We start from the raw sequence: 15,649 nt of genomic DNA on the forward strand, positions 1-15,649 counted from the left end.
CGCCGTGCCAGGAGACATCGCCATGACCCCAACCTTCGACACCCTCGACGCCGCCGCCGGCGCCCGCGCGCGCAGCCAGGCCCGCAAGGCCGCGATCGGCAGCTTTGTCGGCGCCGTCGTCGACTGGTACGACTTCCTGCTGTACGGGATCGTCGCCGCACTCGTCTTCAATTCCGAATTCTTCCCGAAGGTCAGCCCGACCATGGGCACGCTCGCGGCTTTCGCGACCTTCGGCGTCGGCTTCCTGTTCCGCCCGCTCGGCGGTGTCGTGTTCGGCCATTACGGCGACCGGCTCGGCCGCAAGCGGATGCTCGTGCTGACCGTCATGCTGATGGGGCTGTCGACCGTCGCGATCGGCCTGCTGCCGAGCTTCGCGACGATCGGCTGGTGGGCGCCCGTGTTGCTGGTGCTGATGCGTGCGATCCAGGGCTTCGCGGTCGGCGGCGAATGGGGCGGCGCGGCGCTGATGGCCGTCGAGAGCGCGCCGAAGCAGAAGAAGGCGTTCTACAGCAGCGGCGTGCAGGTCGGCTACGGCGTCGGCCTCGTGCTGGCGACGGGGATCGTGTCGATCCTGAGCCATACGCTCGGCGAGGCCGCCTTCAAGTCGTGGGGCTGGCGTCTGCCGTTCGTGTTCAGCATCGTGCTGGTGCTGATCGGGCTGTGGGTCCGCAAGAGCATGGACGAGTCGCAGGAGTTCGTCGAGAAGGTCGAGCACGGCAACCGCAAGCTCCGCCTGCCGGTGCTGGAGGCACTGACGCGCCATCCGAAGGCGTTCCTGCTGATCGTCGCGCTGCGGCTCGCCGAGCTGTTCACGATGTATATCGTCACCGCGTTCGCGCTCAGCTATTCCACGTCGAACCTCGGCATGTCACGCGACCTGTTCCTGAACATCGGCCTGCTGGTCGGTGCGGTGAGCTGCGTGACGATCCCGTGCTTCGCGTGGCTCGCCGACCGCTTCGGCCTGCGCCGCATCTACCTGATCGGCGCGGTGATCGGTCTCGCGTCGGCGGTGCCGTTCTTCGTCGCGCTGGAATCGCGCTCGATCGCGTGGATCGTGGTCTTCTCGATCCTGCTGGCGAATGCCGCGCACGACATGGTCGTGAGCGTCCAGCAGCCGCTCTTCACCGAGCTGTTCGGTGCGGAATACCGCTACAGCGGCGCGGGCGTCGGCTATCAGTTCGCGAGCGTCGTCGGCGGCGGGTTCACGCCGTTCATCGCGGTGGCGCTGGTCAGCGTGGCCGGCGGTTCGTGGCACCTCGTCGCCGGCTATCTGGCGGTGGGCTGCCTGATCTCGCTGGTGGTCGCCGCGCGGATGCGGGCAGCGCAGTGAGGCAATGACCGAATGGCCGGCCGCGATACGCGCCGGCCATTTCCGCATCGACCGCCATCTCCGACCGGGCAAGGGAATCGCGCCCCGCGCAACGTCAAACACGGTCAATCCCGCGGACAGAAGCCCCTTTTCCCCTCTGAACATTCCACGCCACCCGCCGACCAATGGCATCATATGGGCCTACGTTAGTCACAGATACGCCCCCATATCATGTCGAATCTCATCGTCCACGGCGGCACTCCGCTGCGCGGGGACATCAAGCCGTCCGCGAACAAGAACGCCGTCCTGCCGATTCTGTGCGCCACCCTGTTGAGCGATCAGCCGCTGCGCCTCGTCGGCGTGCCCGACATCACCGACGTGCGCAAGATCCTCGACATCTTCCGCACGCTCGGCAGCGACGTGTCGGTCGACTTCACGACAGGCATTCTCGATCTCCACCATCGCAACACGACGTTCGACCCGGCCGTTCACCGCCTGCCCGAGGCGATGCGCTCGTCGATCATGCTGATTCCGCCGCTGCTCGCACGCTTCGGTGTCGCACGCCTCGAGAACGACGTGAAGGGCTGCACGCTCGGCGTGCGCGAAATCGATCCGCACGTCGAAGTGTTCGAGCGCTTCGGCGCGCACATCCAGCGCACGCCCGATTCGCTGATCGTCCGTGCCGACGGCCCGCTGACGGCCAACGATCACTGGCTCGACTACGCATCGGTCACGACCACCGAAAACTTCGCGCTGTGCGCGACGGCGGCGGGCGGAACGTCGACGCTGATGAATGCGGCCTCCGAGCCGCACGTGCAGGAGTTCTGCCAGTTCCTCGCGATGATCGGCGTCGCGATCGAAGGCATCGGCACGTCGCGCCTGTGCGTGACGGGCGGCGGCAAGCTCGGCGGCGGCGAATTCCGCTTCGCCGAGGATTTCCACGAAATCGCGACGTTCCTCGCGCTGGGTGCGATCACGGGCGGCGACATCACCGTGCGCAACTCGTCGCCGGAGCATTTCCCGCTGATCGACCGCACGTTCGCGAAATTCGGCGTGCACGTCACGCACCGCGACGGCTGGTCTCGCGCGGAACGCGACGGCCCGCTGCGCGTGCGGCGGCCGTTCACGCAGAACATCCTGACCAAGGTCGAAGCCGCGCCCTGGCCGTACCTGCCGGTCGACCTGCTGCCGATCTTCATCGCGCTCGGCGTGCGCGCGGAAGGCAGCGCGATGTTCTGGAACAAGGTCTACGACGGCGCGCTCGGCTGGTCCGGCGAACTGTCGAAGTTCGGCGCGCACGTGCTGCTGTCCGACCCGCACCGGCTGATCACGTTCGGCGGGCTGCAGCTGACGCCAGCGCGCGTCGAGAGCCCGTACATCATCCGCGTCGCGATCGCGCTGCTGATGGTGGCCGCGAGCATCGAAGGCCGCTCGGAAATCATGAACGCGCTGCCGATCCGCCGCGCGCACCCGCATTTCGTCGAAAATCTGCGTTCGGTCGGTGCGAACGTCGAGTGGACGAGCAGCGAGTAACGTCGATCCGGACGCGGCGTGGACGATGTCCGCGCCGCGTATCCTGTCTACCCCGCATTCATCGGATGCCCGGACAATCCGCCGGTCGACCCTGACCAATCAGGGTCGCCGCCCCCAGCTCTAACCGACCGTACTCTAGGCGCCCGGTACATTCCCCCTCCTCGTCACCCGTCGTACGACCGTCCATTGCTCTCGCACGATTTTGGATCTGCGCGATAATCGCCCATTCCCGCGCGAACACCGCGCGCCTACCCGTGCGCCACCGACGATGAAAAAGCCCGATCTCGACCGACGCGACTGGATTGCCGGCCTCGAAAAGGGCCTGATGATCCTCGAAGCATTCGACAGCCAGCATGCACGCATGACGCCCACCCAGGCGGCCGCCCGCACCGGTCTCACGCGCACGGCCGCGCGCCGCTACCTGCTGACGCTCGAATCGCTCGGCTACGTGTACACCGACGGCAAGCTGTACGGCCTCACGCCGCGCGTGCTGCGGGTCGGCTGGTCGTACTTCGACTCGGCGCGCCTGCCGCGCACGGTCCAGCCGTATCTGCAGCAACTGAGCGCGTCGCTGAACGAATCGGCGTACGTGAGCGTGCTCGATGGCTGGGAACTCGTGTTCATCGCCCGCAACGGCGTGTCGCGCGTGATGACGACCGGCTTCGTGCTCGGCGCGCGCGTGCCCGCCCCGCTGACGTCGCCGGGCGTCGTGCTGCTCGCGCATCATCCGGATCGCGAGGCCGTCCGCTCGTGGCTCGACGACACCCAACTCGCACCGTTTACGCCACACACGATCACCAACAAGGCACGCCTGCTCGAACAGGTCGATCACGCGCGCGACGCGGGCTTCGCAGTCATCGAACAGCAACTGCAGGTCGGCGTGCGCGGCATCGCGGTGCCGCTGAAGAACCGACACGGCGATGTCGTCGCCGCGCTGAGCACGAACATGCCGATCGGTGCGGAGTCGACCGACGCGGCCGTGCGGCGCGTGCTGCCGCATCTGCAGGAAGCCGCGCTCGCGATGCTGAACGTGCTTTAGGGATTCATGCAAGCGGGCGCACGACGCCCGTCCGGCAGGTCACCCGATCCGCCACCACCGCGGCAACAGATCGCGCACCTCGCGCCGCCGGTAACGATCGTCGATCAGATGCACGACGCCCTCGTCGTGTTCGGTGCGGATGACGCGTCCGGCCGCCTGCACGACCTTCTGCAAACCCGGGTACAGATACATGTAGTCGTATCCGTTGCCGAAGCGCGCATCCATCGCGCGCCGCATCTGTTCGTTGACATCGTTGACCTGCGGCAGCCCGAGCGTCGCGATGAACGCGCCGATCAGCCGCTCGCCGACGAGATCCACGCCCTCCGAGAACGCCCCGCCCAGCACGGCGAAGCCGACCCCGCGCCCGCCCGCGTCGAAGCGAGCGAGAAATGCGTCGCGCTCGCTTTCGGCCATGCCGGGCGCCTGGGCCCACACGGGCACGTCCGGGTGGCGCGTCTGCATCAGCGCGACGACGCGGCCGAGATAGTCGAAGCTGCTGAGAAAACCGAGGTAGTTGCCGGGCCGCGTCGCATACTGCGCGGCGATCAGGTCCACGATCGGTTCGAGCGAACGGTCGCGGTCGCGCCAGCGCGTCGACACGTGGCTCGCGACGCGCACGGTCAGTTGTTCGGCGCGGAACGGCCCGTCGACGTCGAGCCAGCCCGTGTCGGCCGGCAGTCCGAGCGTGTCACGATAAAAATGAAACGGGCTCAGTGTGCCGGAAAACAGCACGGTCGCGCGCGCGGCTGCGTAACGCGACGCGAGAAAGCCGGCCGGAATCACGTTGCGCACGCACAGCGTCGACTGGATGCGGCGCCGGCGCGCGGCTGGCGCGACGCCGTCGAGCCCAGAGTGGCGCGGCAACGGCTCGCCGTGCAGCGTCGCGTCGAAGATCGACGCGCTGTCGAACGCGTCGGCGAGCACACCGAACTGGATCGCCTCGAAATGAAAGCGCAACAGCGCGTCGCCGTTCGCACGCGGCGCATCGGTCAGGTGTTCGCCGATCGCCGCGACGAGGTTCTGCACGGCCGTCACGATCGGGCCGGGAATCTCCGGATACGCCGCGTAGCGCTCGGCCTGTGCGCGATTGAGCGTGCCCCACGCGCGCGCGAGCCGGTCGAACGCCTTGCGCAGAGCCGCGGGCGCGGCCTCGCGCGCGGCCGCGAACGCGAACGGGTCGAGCGATGCGCTGTACATCTTGCGGGCGCGATCGAGCAAGTTGTGCGCCTCGTCGACGAGCACGCCGACACGCCACTGGTTCTGCTGCGCGAGCGTATGCAGCATCGCGCTGCCGTCGTAGTAGTAGTTGTAGTCGCCGATCATCATGTCCGACCAGCGCGCAAGCTCCTGCGCGAGGTAGTACGGACAGACGTCGTGTGCGAGGGCCGCCTCGCGCACGGTGTCGCGATCGAGCAGCCCGGTGCCGATCGCCGCGTCCCGCGCCGCCGGCAGCCGGTCGTAGAAGCCCTGCGCAAGCGGGCACGATTCGCCGTGACACGCGCGGTCCGGATGCTCGCACGCCTTGTCGCGCGCGACGAGTTCCAGCACGCGCAGCGGCAGCGCCGGCGTGCCGGCGCCCAGCGTGGTCGCCGCTTCGATCGCGAGCGCCCGGCCGGGCGTCTTCGCGGTCAGGAAGAACACGTGATCGAGCTCGCCCTCGCCGCATGCCTTCAGCAGCGGGAACACCGTGCCGAGCGTCTTGCCGATACCCGTCGGCGCCTGCGCCATCAGGCAGCGTTCGTCGCGCGCCGCCCGATAGACGGACACGGCCAGCTCGCGCTGACCGCTGCGGAATTGCCCGTGCGGAAACGTCAGCGCACGCAGCGCCGCGTCGCGAGCCGCGCGATGCGCGGTCTCTCGCTCGGCCCAGCCGACGAAGCACGCGCATTGCTCGGCGAAGAACGCGGCGAGCGCGCTTGCGCCGAGCGTCTCCGTCAGCACGGTCTCCCGCTCCGACACGATGTCGAAATACACGAGCGCGACGTCGATTTCCGCGAGGCCGCGTGCGTCGCACATCAGGTGCGCATAGACCTTCGCCTGCGCCCAGTGCAGCGCGCGATGATTGGCCGGCATCGCGTCGAGGCTGCCGCGATAGGTCTTGATCTCCTCGAGCCGGTTCGCGACGGGATCGTAGCCGTCCGCGCGCCCGCGCACGGTGAGCGTGCCCCACGTGCCGGTCAGCGCGATCTCGGTTTCGTAGCGTGCGCCGCGCTTCGACGTGACGGCGCCGTGACCCGCGATGCCTTCGAGCGCGGTCGGCGCGGGCGTGAAGCGCAAGTCGAGATCGCCGCGCCGCGCGGTGAACTCGCACATCGCCCGCACCGCGACGACATAGCTCATGCGGACAACCCCGCCGCTTCGTCCTGCCGGACGCCCTCGCCCGCGCCCGCCCATTCGACATCGACGACGCGCACCGGCATGGCATGCGCGATGCAGTACGCGAGCCAGCGCGTCTGGTTGTCCTGCAGCCGGTCGCCGGGGCCCTTCACCTCGATCAGCTCATAGCGCCGCTCGCCGGGCCAGAAACGGACCAGGTCGGGCAGCCCCGAGCGGTTGCCGCGGATATCCGAGAGCAGGCGCGTGAACCACAGCCGCAGGTGCTCGGGCGGCAGGCATGCCAGCGCCTCGTCGAGCAGTGCGTCGGTCAGCACGCCCCAGAACACGAACGGCGATTGCAACCCCATCTTCGTGGCGTAGTGCCGGCGGATCGTGTCGCGGTACGCGCCCGAATCGAGTTGCGCGAAACAGGCGGCGAATGCGGCGGTGCGGCGTACCGCGAAATCGGGTGCGTGCAGGTCGGCCGGGCCGCGCTGGAACGGGTGAAAGAACGCGCCGGGCACGGCCGCGAACACGGGCTCCCAGCACAGCAACCCGAACAACGAATTGATCAGCGTGTTCTCGACGTAGTGAACCGGCGCGTCGGGCCGTGCAAGGTGGTCGCGCACCGTGTATTCGACGCTGACGAACGCGTCGGGGCGCGCAAGCACGAGCGTCTCGCGCGGCACGTCAGGCGCGCTGCCCGCGCGTTCGACCCGCTGCCCGAGACGGCGCTGCAGGCGCGGCAGCATCCGCTCGACGCGCTGACGCTCCTCGTCGCTTTCGAAGGCGCTGCGCGCCTCGAGCGCCAGCGCGAGCGCATCGTCGTCGCGGCCGCAGCGTTCGAGCACGCGAATGCGCCGGTGCCGGCTGCCCGGCCACGCGCTGCGCGCATACGCGTCCAGCGCGGCGGTCCAGTCGGCGCGGCGCTCGCAGGTCTGCCCGAGCGTGAACAGCAGCTTCGCGCGGCGCGTCGCGAGCCACGGCTGCGCGCAGCCGACCGCGTCGATCGCCTGCAGCAGCGCGTCGAACGGCAGGTCGTCGGGCCACGCATCGAGTGCTTCGCGGCAGGTCTGCAGCGCAAGATATGTCTCGATGTCGTCGCGCTGCTGGAACGCGCGAGACGACGGCGCGAACGGCACGCTTTCGTACTGGAACACGCCGAGATCGGCGAGCACGAATTCGCTCCAGTCCTGATGAAGATTGCCGAAGAACATCAGTCGCAGCCGATCGCACAGCGCGCCGACCGTCACGCGCAGCACGCGATCGTCGGCCTGCGCGCACCAGGCGTCGAGCGGCTGCGCCACGTCGTGCGCGGGCCGCAGCCGTTCGAGCCAGTCGGGTTTGCGCTCGCCCGCGTGCGCGGCGAGCGACGGGAATACCTTCAGGAGATCGGCCTTGGTCGACAGCGCGAACAGCTCGTCGAGCGTGAGCGCGGGCGCCGGATCGACCCAGCCGAGCTCGACGAGTGGCGTGGCCGCGTCGAGCGTGCTGCCGATCTCGTCATACACGAGCTTGCTCGCACGGAAGTCGGACCCGCTGCGCATCAGCATGCGCACGAGCAACGCGCGCGACACTTTCGGCAACTGCGCGAAATCCCGAAGAAACGCGTGTTCGCGCGCATCGAGCAGGTCGTCGTAACGCTCGCCGAGCCAGGCCAGCGCGCGTTCGAAATTGGTCAGGTAGTAAAACGCCGGGGGCGTCGGCGATGCAGGCGTCACGGGGATCGATCACTGTACGTTTGTACAGGTCGGAATCATATCAAATGTGACGAAAAATGCTGCATGCCGCGGCCCCGTCCGGCCGCCTCGCCAGCGCCGATCCGATCAGAACTGGTAGTTCACCGACATGTCGAACACGCCGTTCGTCGACTGCTGCGTGATCGGGCTGCGCCTTGCGCGGCCGACGAGCTGTTCGATCGCGCCGTCCATGGTCACGAACCAGTGCTTGTCGACGAACCAGACCATCGTCACGCCGGCGCCGAACGACTTCATCCCCGCGCCCGACGAATAGGTCGGCAGCCCCGAACGCGCGGACGCACCCGAGTTCACGCCGAACCAGCCGTTCATGTAGCGCGAATCGGCGAACGACACCGTCGGCCCGGCGAACCAGAAGAAATGCTCGTTGCTGCCCGGCATCGGCATGTACGCGGAGAAATCACCGATCCAGCCGTTCGAGCCGCCGATGCTGCGCCGAACATCCGCGCGCAGCACGAGCGGAAAATCCTTCGAGATCACGTAATCGGCCGCGAGCTTCATCACCGGCGCCGCGTTGATGTTGTCGAGCCCGTTCAGGTGGTCGAGGTCGTCGGCCGAGCGGCGCCCGAGGTCATAGCCGACCGACAGGCTCACGCGCCAGTTGGGCCCGCGCAGCACGTTCGCGCCGAGCCCCTCGCCCGTCGACAGGAAGAACAGGTCGCGATAGCGCACGTCCACGTTCGGGCCGCCCATCACGCGGTAGCGATCGGAACCCGCGTAGCGCGGCTGGAGCGTCATCGCCGCACCGACGCTGACCTGCCACGTCGGAACCGTCGGGGTGAACAGCTTCTGCAGCGGGACGCCTGCCGAGTATTGCCATTCGCCGAGCGGCGAAGGCGTCTGCGCCGACGCGTCGCGGACACCTGCCGCCGCCAGCGCGGCGAAGGCCGACAGGCCGGACACGACCCGGCGGGTGCGGGGCGACAAGAACGGGCGGGCAACGGTCATCAAGGCGATCTCCGTCGGTTGCATGAAACGAACCTAAGGGAAAGCGCGTCGCATCCCGATCGGCTGAAACGGCAGGCAGCCGACGGCGCGAACGTAGCGTGCGCTGAATTGTCATCATCCTACGCGACGCGCGGCGAAGCCGCAAAGCGCCCGTTGAGCACGGGCACTTTGCCGATTTCCGGTACGAACCGGTGCAGAATTGCGGACTCAGAAACGCTCGACGTGATAGTCGCCGGCCAGCGCGGCCGGACTGCGCTTCGCCATCATGCGCGAGAAGCCGTCGGCGAGACGCCCGAGCGCGAGCTGCTTCTGGCTCGCGTCCCAGTGCGTGTAGGTGTCATAGGCGGTGTCGTCGAACGACACGGTAACCGCGACCGGGCGCCCGCTCGCGCGAAAGCCGATATGCAGCACGCCGCCCGGCAACTCCTCGATGTGATAGCGCAGCGAACGCGACTCGAAATAGCGGCCCAGCGCCTGGGCGATCGCGCGCTTGTCGGGCGATTGCACGTGAATGTCCATGATGGTCCTCCTTTCAGTGATCGCGCGGCCGGCCGTGATTGGCTGCGCCCGCCCGGCATTCGCATCGGCGGCGGCTGCGACGGCGGATCGCCGAGCGGCTGCCCCGGGGGCACGGGCGGATCGAACGGATCGTCGTGCTCGGGCAGCGCCGGGTCGGGATCGACGTCGGGCGTCGGCTCGGGACGGTGCAGCATGGATCGCGTGCTCATTTCACTCCTGCGCGGCGGCTCGCGCGTGTCGATTGGCGTGGCGAGCACGCGCAACGGGTGTGCCTGCCCGGCGCCGCGGCCGCGCATATGTCGAACCGTTCGTGCACATCACGGAAGTCGCCGCCACACACGTTCGCGTCGTAACGTATCCTTTCCCTGGGTTCAATCATCACGATGTCCTTTCGTCCACACCGGCTGCGGGCAGCCCGCATGGTTTGCCCGCCCGGCCGCCTCGACGACTGCAAGCGTCATGCCGCCCGCGCCGCGCGGGCACGGCGCTTGCGGTCGTCGTACCCGTAAGGAGGTTCGATCATGACCGCATCCGCCCCCGGCAGCCGCAACGCCGTGTCACCGGCTGCCGGCCCGCTCCCGCTGGCCACGTCGCGCAAGCCGTCCGAAGACAAGACGGAGGAACGCATCGACGAAGGGCTCGAGGAGTCGTTCCCGGCCAGCGATCCGCCCGCCGTCGGCGGCGCAACCCGCATCGATCCCGCCAGGCCGTCCGGCGAGCGCGAACGTCGCGCGCCCGACGCCCCGCCACCGCCCCGCGATCACGGCTGACGGCGGCACCCGGCCCGCGATGCGCGGGAGCGCGGCAACGGGCCGGCTCAACCGGAGCGAACTGATGAAACGCATCGAACGTGCATGGCACGAAGTCAGCGGCGCCGCGGGCGTCGCGGCGCTAGCCGCGATCGAGAGTGCGCTGGTGCTCGCCATCGTCGTGATGACGGGCGTCGGACACTGAGCGCAGCGCGCGGCCCGACCACGGCTGCCGCCGTGGAAGATGTACAACCCGGCTGGCAAATTTCTCCGTGGCACGGCCGTGCAGGTCCGGCGCCTGTCGATTGACCGCGGCACGCGTCCTGCTCCCGCATCGTCTCGCTCACGAAGGAGGCGTTCATGTATCGCGTCAATGAAATCATGTCGCGCGACGTGGTCTGCGTCGCGCCCACCGACACGATTCGCCATGCGGCCGAATTGATGCAGCGCTTCGACATCGGCGTGCTGCCGGTGTGCGACGACACCGGGCTCGTCGCGATCGTGACGGACCGCGACCTCGCGGTCCGCGCGCTGTCGTACGGGCATCCGCCCGATACTCCCGTGAAAGTGGTCGCATCGGCGCCGGTGCAGTGGTGCGTCGAGGGCGACGGCGTCGGCGACGTGCAGCAGCGGATGGCCGACATCCAGCTGCACCGGATGCCGGTGCTCGACGCCAACCACCGGATCGTCGGCATGGTGTCGCTGGGCGACATCGCGACGCGCGCGGGCGGCCCGGCGCGCGACGAGTTGGCGAACACGCTCGAGGACGTGTCCCTGCCGCGCCGCCGCTGAGCGCCCCCCCATCCGTGCTGCCCGCGCGCCGTAAGCGCCGTGCCGCCTCGATCAGGAGAAAAGCGATGACAACGGACAGACAGTCGCGCACGCAGGCGCGCATTGTCGGCGACCGCGGCCGTTCGGCCGGCGGGCCGGGGCCGGACGTGATGGCCGCCGGCACGCTGGAAAACGATCGCGTGCTGACGATGGACGGCGACGACATCGGCAAGGTCACGAACATCATGCTCGACGTCCGCTCGGGCCGGATCGCGTACGCGGTCGTGTCGTCGGGCGGATTTGCCGGGATCGGCGACAAACTGCTCGCGGTGCCGTGGAACGTGCTGGCGCTCGACGTCGAGCGCCGCTGCTTCGTGCTGCCCGTTCCGACCGAACGGGTGCGCAACGCACCGGGCTTCGAGAAGGACCGCTGGCCGACAATGGCCGATCCCGCATGGGCCGAGGCGCTGCACGCGCACTACGGCGCGTCGCCGTACTGGCTGATCGAGGAAGGCGAGACGGCGCTCGACTCGCCGCCATACGAGGCGTCTCCGAACGGCCCGGAGAGCGGCCCGCGACGCCACTGACCGACGCGCCAGACGCGCGCAGCCGCCGTGCGGATCAGTGCGCGCCCGCGATCGAACGCTCGAGCGCGCGCGCGGCGCTCAGGTGCGCCCGCAGCGTCGACAGCGTGTCTGCCGCGAACGCGCGAAGCTGCGGGTCATGACCGTTGCGCGCTTCGGCTTCGTAGAGCCTGATCGCCGCCTCGTGCGCGTTCGGTCCCGCCAGCGCGATGTAACCCTTGTCGAATGCGTCGCCACGCATGGTTCGCAGGGCCGTCAGCCCAGGGCCGACCAGCATGCGCGTCTGCACGGGCAGGCCCTTTTGCGCGCCGAGCCGGCGTAATTCCGCGGCCATGCGAACGTGATCGTCCACCATCCGGCGCGCGAAGGCCTTCACGTCCGGATTCGACGACCGATCGAGCGCGAGCTCGCTCGCCTGCAGCGCCGTCTTGCCGACGATGCCTGCCTTGTCGACGAATTCCGCGTCGATGCCGTTCGGCCGCCGCGTCATGTCCGCCTCGTCGGCGGTCTCGCCGGGACGGACGACGCCCGGCGCGACATGAACGGACGATGCAGGCGGTGCCTGCGCATGCGCCGGCGTGAATGCCGGCGCGCAGAACGCCGCGAGCATGCCCGATACCAGCAAGCAGGCATTTCCGGCAAACGGGATCCGCACGATCAGCGGCATGCGCCCGGAGCGCGCCGGCTTGGCGCCCGGGACGTCGCGCTGCGTGTCGTTCGATCGCTTCATCGTGCCTCCTGGCGGGTGTTGCGGAGGCCGCCGGGCGTCAGCGGTGCCGTCCGGCGGCCGCCACGTCGACGATCACGCCGGCCAGTGTCGGCACGTCGACCGGCTTGCACAGAAACGCGTCGAAGCCGGCGGCCATCACGCGCCGCCGGTCCGTGCCCGCGTGTGCGGTCACCGCCACGACGGGCAGACGCCCGCCGCCGTTCGGCAAATGGCGGATGTGGTCGATCAGCCAGAAGCCGTCGCCGTCCGGCATCGCGAGATCGGACAGCACGACGCTCGGGTGCTGCCGCGCGACTACGTCGAGCGCGTCGCGCCCCGATTGCGCGGTCGACACCTGGGCACCCAGCGTTTCGAGCGCCGCCGCAAGACTCGCGCGCGACGTCGCATCGTCGTCGACCACCAGCACGCGCTGGCCGTCGAGCGCCACCGCCGTCGACGCCCCGCTCGGCCGCAAGGGCTGGCCGATCAGGTCGTCCGCGCTCCAGTCCACCGGCAACATGATGGTCACGGTCGTGCCACGGCCGACGCCGTCGCTCGCGGCCGCCACCTCGCCGCCGTGCAGCCGCGCGATGTCGCGCACGATCGACAGGCCGAGCCCGAGGCCGCGTTTCGGCGACGCGGACGCGCCTTCCGGCCGGTTGAACGTATCGAACAGATGCGGCAGGCGATCCGCGGAAATGCCCTGCCCCGTATCGGCGACCGACAGCCGTACGCGCGCGCCGGCGCGGGTCAGCGACACTTTGATGTGGCCGCCCGGCAGCGTGAACTTGATCGCGTTCGACAGCAGGTTCGACAGCACCTGACGAATGCGCTCGCCGTCCGCGTAGATCACGCAGTTGGACATCGCGCACGCGGTCGACAGTTCGAGTCCGTGCGCCTCCGCGCTCGCGTCGAGCTCGCGCACTGCCTCGTTCACGGCGCGCACCAGGTCGACGGGCGTGCGTTCGAGCCGCATCCGGCCCGTCGCGAGCGATGAGGCGTCGAGCAGGTCGCCGACCATCCGCGACAGCGACCGCGCGCTACGATCGATCGCGTCGATCGCCTGATGCGCGAAGCCCTGGCCGTCGGCGCTGCGCAGCACCTCGACCCAGCCGTAGATCACGTTCAGCGGCGTGCGCAATTCATGCGACACGGTCGCCAGCAGTTCGTCCTTCATCCGGTTCGATTCGTCGGCCTGCACGCGCACGCCGCGCAGCGAACGCAGTTCGCGCCGCTCGTCGCGGCGTTCGTGCGCCTCGCGCAGCGTGATCGACAGGCCGGTGCAGTTGCCTTGCGCGTCGACGATCGGCGCTGCCGCGAAGGTCGCGCGAAAGCGGCCGCCGTCGCGACGCACACACAGGATGTCGAGTGGGCCGGTGGGCGCGCGCGCGTTCGCGAACGATGCGGGAACGGGATGCAGCCGCAGCCAGCGCGGCGCGATCAACGTCGTGACGTCGTGTCCGATCACCGCCGCGACGTCGATGCCGAAGAGGCGCCGCGCCGCCGCGTTCCAGCTCGTGATCCGCCGTGCGGCATCGACGCCGACGATCGCGTCGGGCGATGCGTCGACCACGCGGCGCAGAAGGATGTCGTCGAGTGCGAGCGGCGCACGCGCCGGTTCGCGGCTCGCCGGGCACGCGTCATCGTCTTCGGCATCGTCGGCTCCGCGCAGCCGGTCGTTCGCGAACAGCGGCTTGACGGCCAGCACGAGCATGCATTCGACGAAACCGATCGCGACGAAGACGCCGGCCCGCGTCAGCAGCGCGAGCAGCGGCATATCGGGCCACCCCAACGCGCCGATCACAGCCGCGCTCGCGGCGGTCGCGGCCAGACCGCCGCCGAACGACGTCAGCCAGGCCGCGGCCGCGACACCGACGTAGAAAGGCAGCGGTGTAAACGGTTCACGCATGCCGACGGCGTGAATCGCCCACACTTGCAGCGCGGACGCCAGCCCGACGGCCAGCACGACCCATGCGCCCTGCCGAAACACCTCACGGGTAAAGGTTCTCATCGTTTCCCTGCATCGCCCTGCGACCGTCGCTCGACGGTATGCCCTCGAGCGGACCGGGCGAGCCTACGAGCCGCCGCAACGCGCGTACCCGCCGCATGGCGCCTGGCGACTTCGCGGCAACGCCAGGTGTTGCACGTGCCGTCGCGCCGCGTCGCTCAGCCGCCTGCCGCGTTTGCGGAGAGCGCGATGGCAGGCGTGTTTCGATTTTTCATTCGTCGGCTGTAAAAAAGCACCATGGGGCGGCATCGGCTGCCGCCTGTCGGCATCGTGCCCCAGCGATCGCTTATTTCTTCCATCGTCGGACCGGACATTGGAAATTTCTAAATCGCGGCACCTTCCGTGCGGTTTCGCTGTCGATGATAAATATTGCAAAGAAGGGAGTGCGCGGTGCCGATTTTCAAAACGGCCCGCTGAACGCCTATGGTCGACTCTGCAAACCGTCCGAAGCCACGCGCCGACGCGCGCCGGCTGTCCGGCCGCTCCGCGGCGATGCGCACGCTGCTCGGCCGTATCGAGAAAATCGCTCCGACCCGCGCCAGCGTGATGATTGCCGGCGAAAGCGGGGTCGGCAAGGATATCGTTGCGCGGCGACTCCACGACCTGAGCGCGCGATGCGACGGGCCGTTCGTCCCCGTCAACTGCGGCGCGATTCCGGCGGACATCGCCGAAGCGCAATTGTTCGGTCACGAGAAAGGCAGCTTCACCGGCGCGATCGCGCAACGCGAAGGGTTCTTCGAAGCCGCGTTCGGCGGCACGCTGCTGCTCGACGAGATCGCGGAGATGCCCGCGTCGCTGCAGGTGAAGCTGCTGCGGGCGCTCGAATCGAACACGATCGTGCGGGTCGGCGGCACCGAATCGATTCCGCTCGACGTGCGCATCCTGTCGGCGACCCGCCACAATCCCGCCGAAGCCGTGCGCGACGGCCGGCTGCGCGAGGACCTGTTCTACCGTCTCGCCGCGTTCGCGGTGTACGTGCCGCCACTGCGCCAGCGCAACGACGACGTCGAGACGATCGCGCACGAGTTTGTCGATGCGCTCAACGTGCGGCACCACTCGCACAAGCGCCTGACCGACGCGGCGATCGCCGCGCTGCGTGCGTATTCGTGGCCAGGAAACGTGCGCGAGCTGCACAACACGATCGAGCGCGCGTACATCCTCGCGGACGACGGCATCGACGTCGCGCTGCCCAAGCCGACGATGTTGCCCGACCAGACGTCGGACGATGCGATGGCGCTGCCGCTCGGCGCGACACTGCACCACGCGCAGCAGCGCTTCATCGCGGCGACGCTACAGCACTTCGACGGCAACAAGCCGCAAGCGGCGAAAGCGCTCGGCATCAGCCTGAAAACGCTCTACAACCGGCTGGCGCTGATGCGCGACGGCGGCCCCGGCTGAGCGTCGCCG

The 15,649-nt window shown here is 68.9% G+C and carries 12 protein-coding genes and 1 pseudogene; 7 read left to right on the forward strand and 6 right to left on the reverse strand.

Features of this window, described 5'->3' with window-relative positions:
- Positions 1 to 22: 22 nt before the first annotated feature.
- The 3 genes from shiA (at position 23) to WS75_RS05695 (ending at position 3,881) form a co-directional block, all read left to right on the forward strand.
- Positions 23 to 1,330 (forward strand): shikimate transporter, encoded by a 1,308-nt coding sequence (gene shiA / locus WS75_RS05685; RefSeq protein WP_059679544.1) that lies wholly within the window; start codon positions 23 to 25, stop codon positions 1,328 to 1,330.
- A gap of 210 nt (positions 1,331 to 1,540) precedes the next feature.
- Positions 1,541 to 2,842, forward strand: coding sequence for a UDP-N-acetylglucosamine 1-carboxyvinyltransferase (locus WS75_RS05690; RefSeq protein ID WP_059599449.1), 1,302 nt, complete (start codon positions 1,541 to 1,543; stop codon positions 2,840 to 2,842).
- A gap of 268 nt (positions 2,843 to 3,110) precedes the next feature.
- Positions 3,111 to 3,881 carry an IclR family transcriptional regulator domain-containing protein gene (locus WS75_RS05695; RefSeq protein ID WP_059679545.1) on the forward strand — a complete coding sequence of 257 codons (771 nt, stop codon included), beginning with the start codon at positions 3,111 to 3,113 and terminating at the stop codon, positions 3,879 to 3,881.
- A gap of 39 nt (positions 3,882 to 3,920) precedes the next feature.
- Here WS75_RS05695 and WS75_RS05700 read toward each other — a convergent pair whose 3' ends face one another.
- From WS75_RS05700 to WS75_RS05715, 4 genes are all read right to left on the reverse strand, one after another.
- A complete protein-coding gene (locus tag WS75_RS05700) occupies positions 3,921 to 6,221 on the reverse strand; it encodes an ATP-dependent DNA helicase (RefSeq protein WP_059679546.1) in 2,301 nt (766 codons plus the stop codon).
- Positions 6,218 to 7,918 (reverse strand): VRR-NUC domain-containing protein, encoded by a 1,701-nt coding sequence (locus WS75_RS05705; RefSeq protein ID WP_059679547.1) that lies wholly within the window; start codon positions 7,916 to 7,918, stop codon positions 6,218 to 6,220. The genes WS75_RS05700 and WS75_RS05705 overlap by 4 nt, the downstream gene beginning before the upstream one ends.
- Positions 7,919 to 8,023: 105 nt before the next feature.
- Positions 8,024 to 8,902, reverse strand: a complete 879-nt coding sequence (locus WS75_RS05710; RefSeq protein WP_059679737.1) for a MipA/OmpV family protein — start codon at positions 8,900 to 8,902, stop codon at positions 8,024 to 8,026.
- A 207-nt stretch (positions 8,903 to 9,109) separates the two neighbouring features.
- On the reverse strand, positions 9,110 to 9,421 hold the full coding sequence (locus WS75_RS05715; protein ID WP_059679548.1) for a hypothetical protein: 312 nt from the start codon (positions 9,419 to 9,421) through the stop codon (positions 9,110 to 9,112).
- Positions 9,422 to 9,942: 521 nt separating this feature from the next.
- Between WS75_RS05715 and WS75_RS05725 the strand changes: the two genes are divergently transcribed.
- The 3 genes from WS75_RS05725 (at position 9,943) to WS75_RS05735 (ending at position 11,528) form a co-directional block, all read left to right on the forward strand.
- Positions 9,943 to 10,191 carry a hypothetical protein gene (locus WS75_RS05725; protein WP_059679550.1) on the forward strand — a complete coding sequence of 83 codons (249 nt, stop codon included), beginning with the start codon at positions 9,943 to 9,945 and terminating at the stop codon, positions 10,189 to 10,191.
- 339 nt (positions 10,192 to 10,530) lie between these two features.
- On the forward strand, positions 10,531 to 10,962 hold the full coding sequence (locus tag WS75_RS05730) for a CBS domain-containing protein (RefSeq protein WP_059679551.1): 432 nt from the start codon (positions 10,531 to 10,533) through the stop codon (positions 10,960 to 10,962).
- Between the two features lie 65 nt (positions 10,963 to 11,027).
- A complete protein-coding gene (locus WS75_RS05735; RefSeq protein ID WP_059679552.1) occupies positions 11,028 to 11,528 on the forward strand; it encodes a PRC-barrel domain-containing protein in 501 nt (166 codons plus the stop codon).
- A 34-nt stretch (positions 11,529 to 11,562) separates the two neighbouring features.
- Here the strand turns inward: WS75_RS05735 and WS75_RS05740 are convergent, their stop codons facing one another.
- Positions 11,563 to 12,135 (reverse strand): DUF4142 domain-containing protein, encoded by a 573-nt coding sequence (locus WS75_RS05740; protein WP_257129331.1) that lies wholly within the window; start codon positions 12,133 to 12,135, stop codon positions 11,563 to 11,565.
- 157 nt (positions 12,136 to 12,292) lie between these two features.
- Positions 12,293 to 14,245 carry a hybrid sensor histidine kinase/response regulator gene (locus tag WS75_RS05745; protein WP_059679553.1) on the reverse strand — a complete coding sequence of 651 codons (1,953 nt, stop codon included), beginning with the start codon at positions 14,243 to 14,245 and terminating at the stop codon, positions 12,293 to 12,295.
- Positions 14,246 to 14,601: 356 nt separating this feature from the next.
- On the opposite strand from WS75_RS05745, the pseudogene WS75_RS05750 reads away from it, so the two are divergent.
- Positions 14,602 to 15,640, forward strand: a pseudogene (locus WS75_RS05750) (sigma-54 interaction domain-containing protein).
- Positions 15,641 to 15,649: the final 9 nt, after the last annotated feature.

Origin of the sequence: Burkholderia sp. FL-7-2-10-S1-D7 (assembly GCF_001524185.1) — a bacterium.
In the GTDB taxonomy this organism is placed as follows: Bacteria; Pseudomonadota; Gammaproteobacteria; order Burkholderiales; family Burkholderiaceae; genus Burkholderia; species Burkholderia diffusa.

Coding starts and splice junctions, on each gene's coding strand:
- shiA (WP_059679544.1), top strand. CDS start 23: ATGACCCCAACCTTCGACACCCTCGACGCCGCCGCCGGCGCCCGCGCG.
- WS75_RS05690 (WP_059599449.1), top strand. CDS start 1,541: ATGTCGAATCTCATCGTCCACGGCGGCACTCCGCTGCGCGGGGACATC.
- WS75_RS05695 (WP_059679545.1), top strand. CDS start 3,111: ATGAAAAAGCCCGATCTCGACCGACGCGACTGGATTGCCGGCCTCGAA.
- WS75_RS05700 (WP_059679546.1), bottom strand. CDS start 6,221: ATGAGCTATGTCGTCGCGGTGCGGGCGATGTGCGAGTTCACCGCGCGG.
- WS75_RS05710 (WP_059679737.1), bottom strand. CDS start 8,902: ATGACCGTTGCCCGCCCGTTCTTGTCGCCCCGCACCCGCCGGGTCGTG.
- WS75_RS05715 (WP_059679548.1), bottom strand. CDS start 9,421: ATGGACATTCACGTGCAATCGCCCGACAAGCGCGCGATCGCCCAGGCG.
- WS75_RS05725 (WP_059679550.1), top strand. CDS start 9,943: ATGACCGCATCCGCCCCCGGCAGCCGCAACGCCGTGTCACCGGCTGCC.
- WS75_RS05730 (WP_059679551.1), top strand. CDS start 10,531: ATGTATCGCGTCAATGAAATCATGTCGCGCGACGTGGTCTGCGTCGCG.
- WS75_RS05735 (WP_059679552.1), top strand. CDS start 11,028: ATGACAACGGACAGACAGTCGCGCACGCAGGCGCGCATTGTCGGCGAC.
- WS75_RS05740 (WP_257129331.1), bottom strand. CDS start 12,135: ATGCTCGCGGCGTTCTGCGCGCCGGCATTCACGCCGGCGCATGCGCAG.
- WS75_RS05745 (WP_059679553.1), bottom strand. CDS start 14,245: ATGAGAACCTTTACCCGTGAGGTGTTTCGGCAGGGCGCATGGGTCGTG.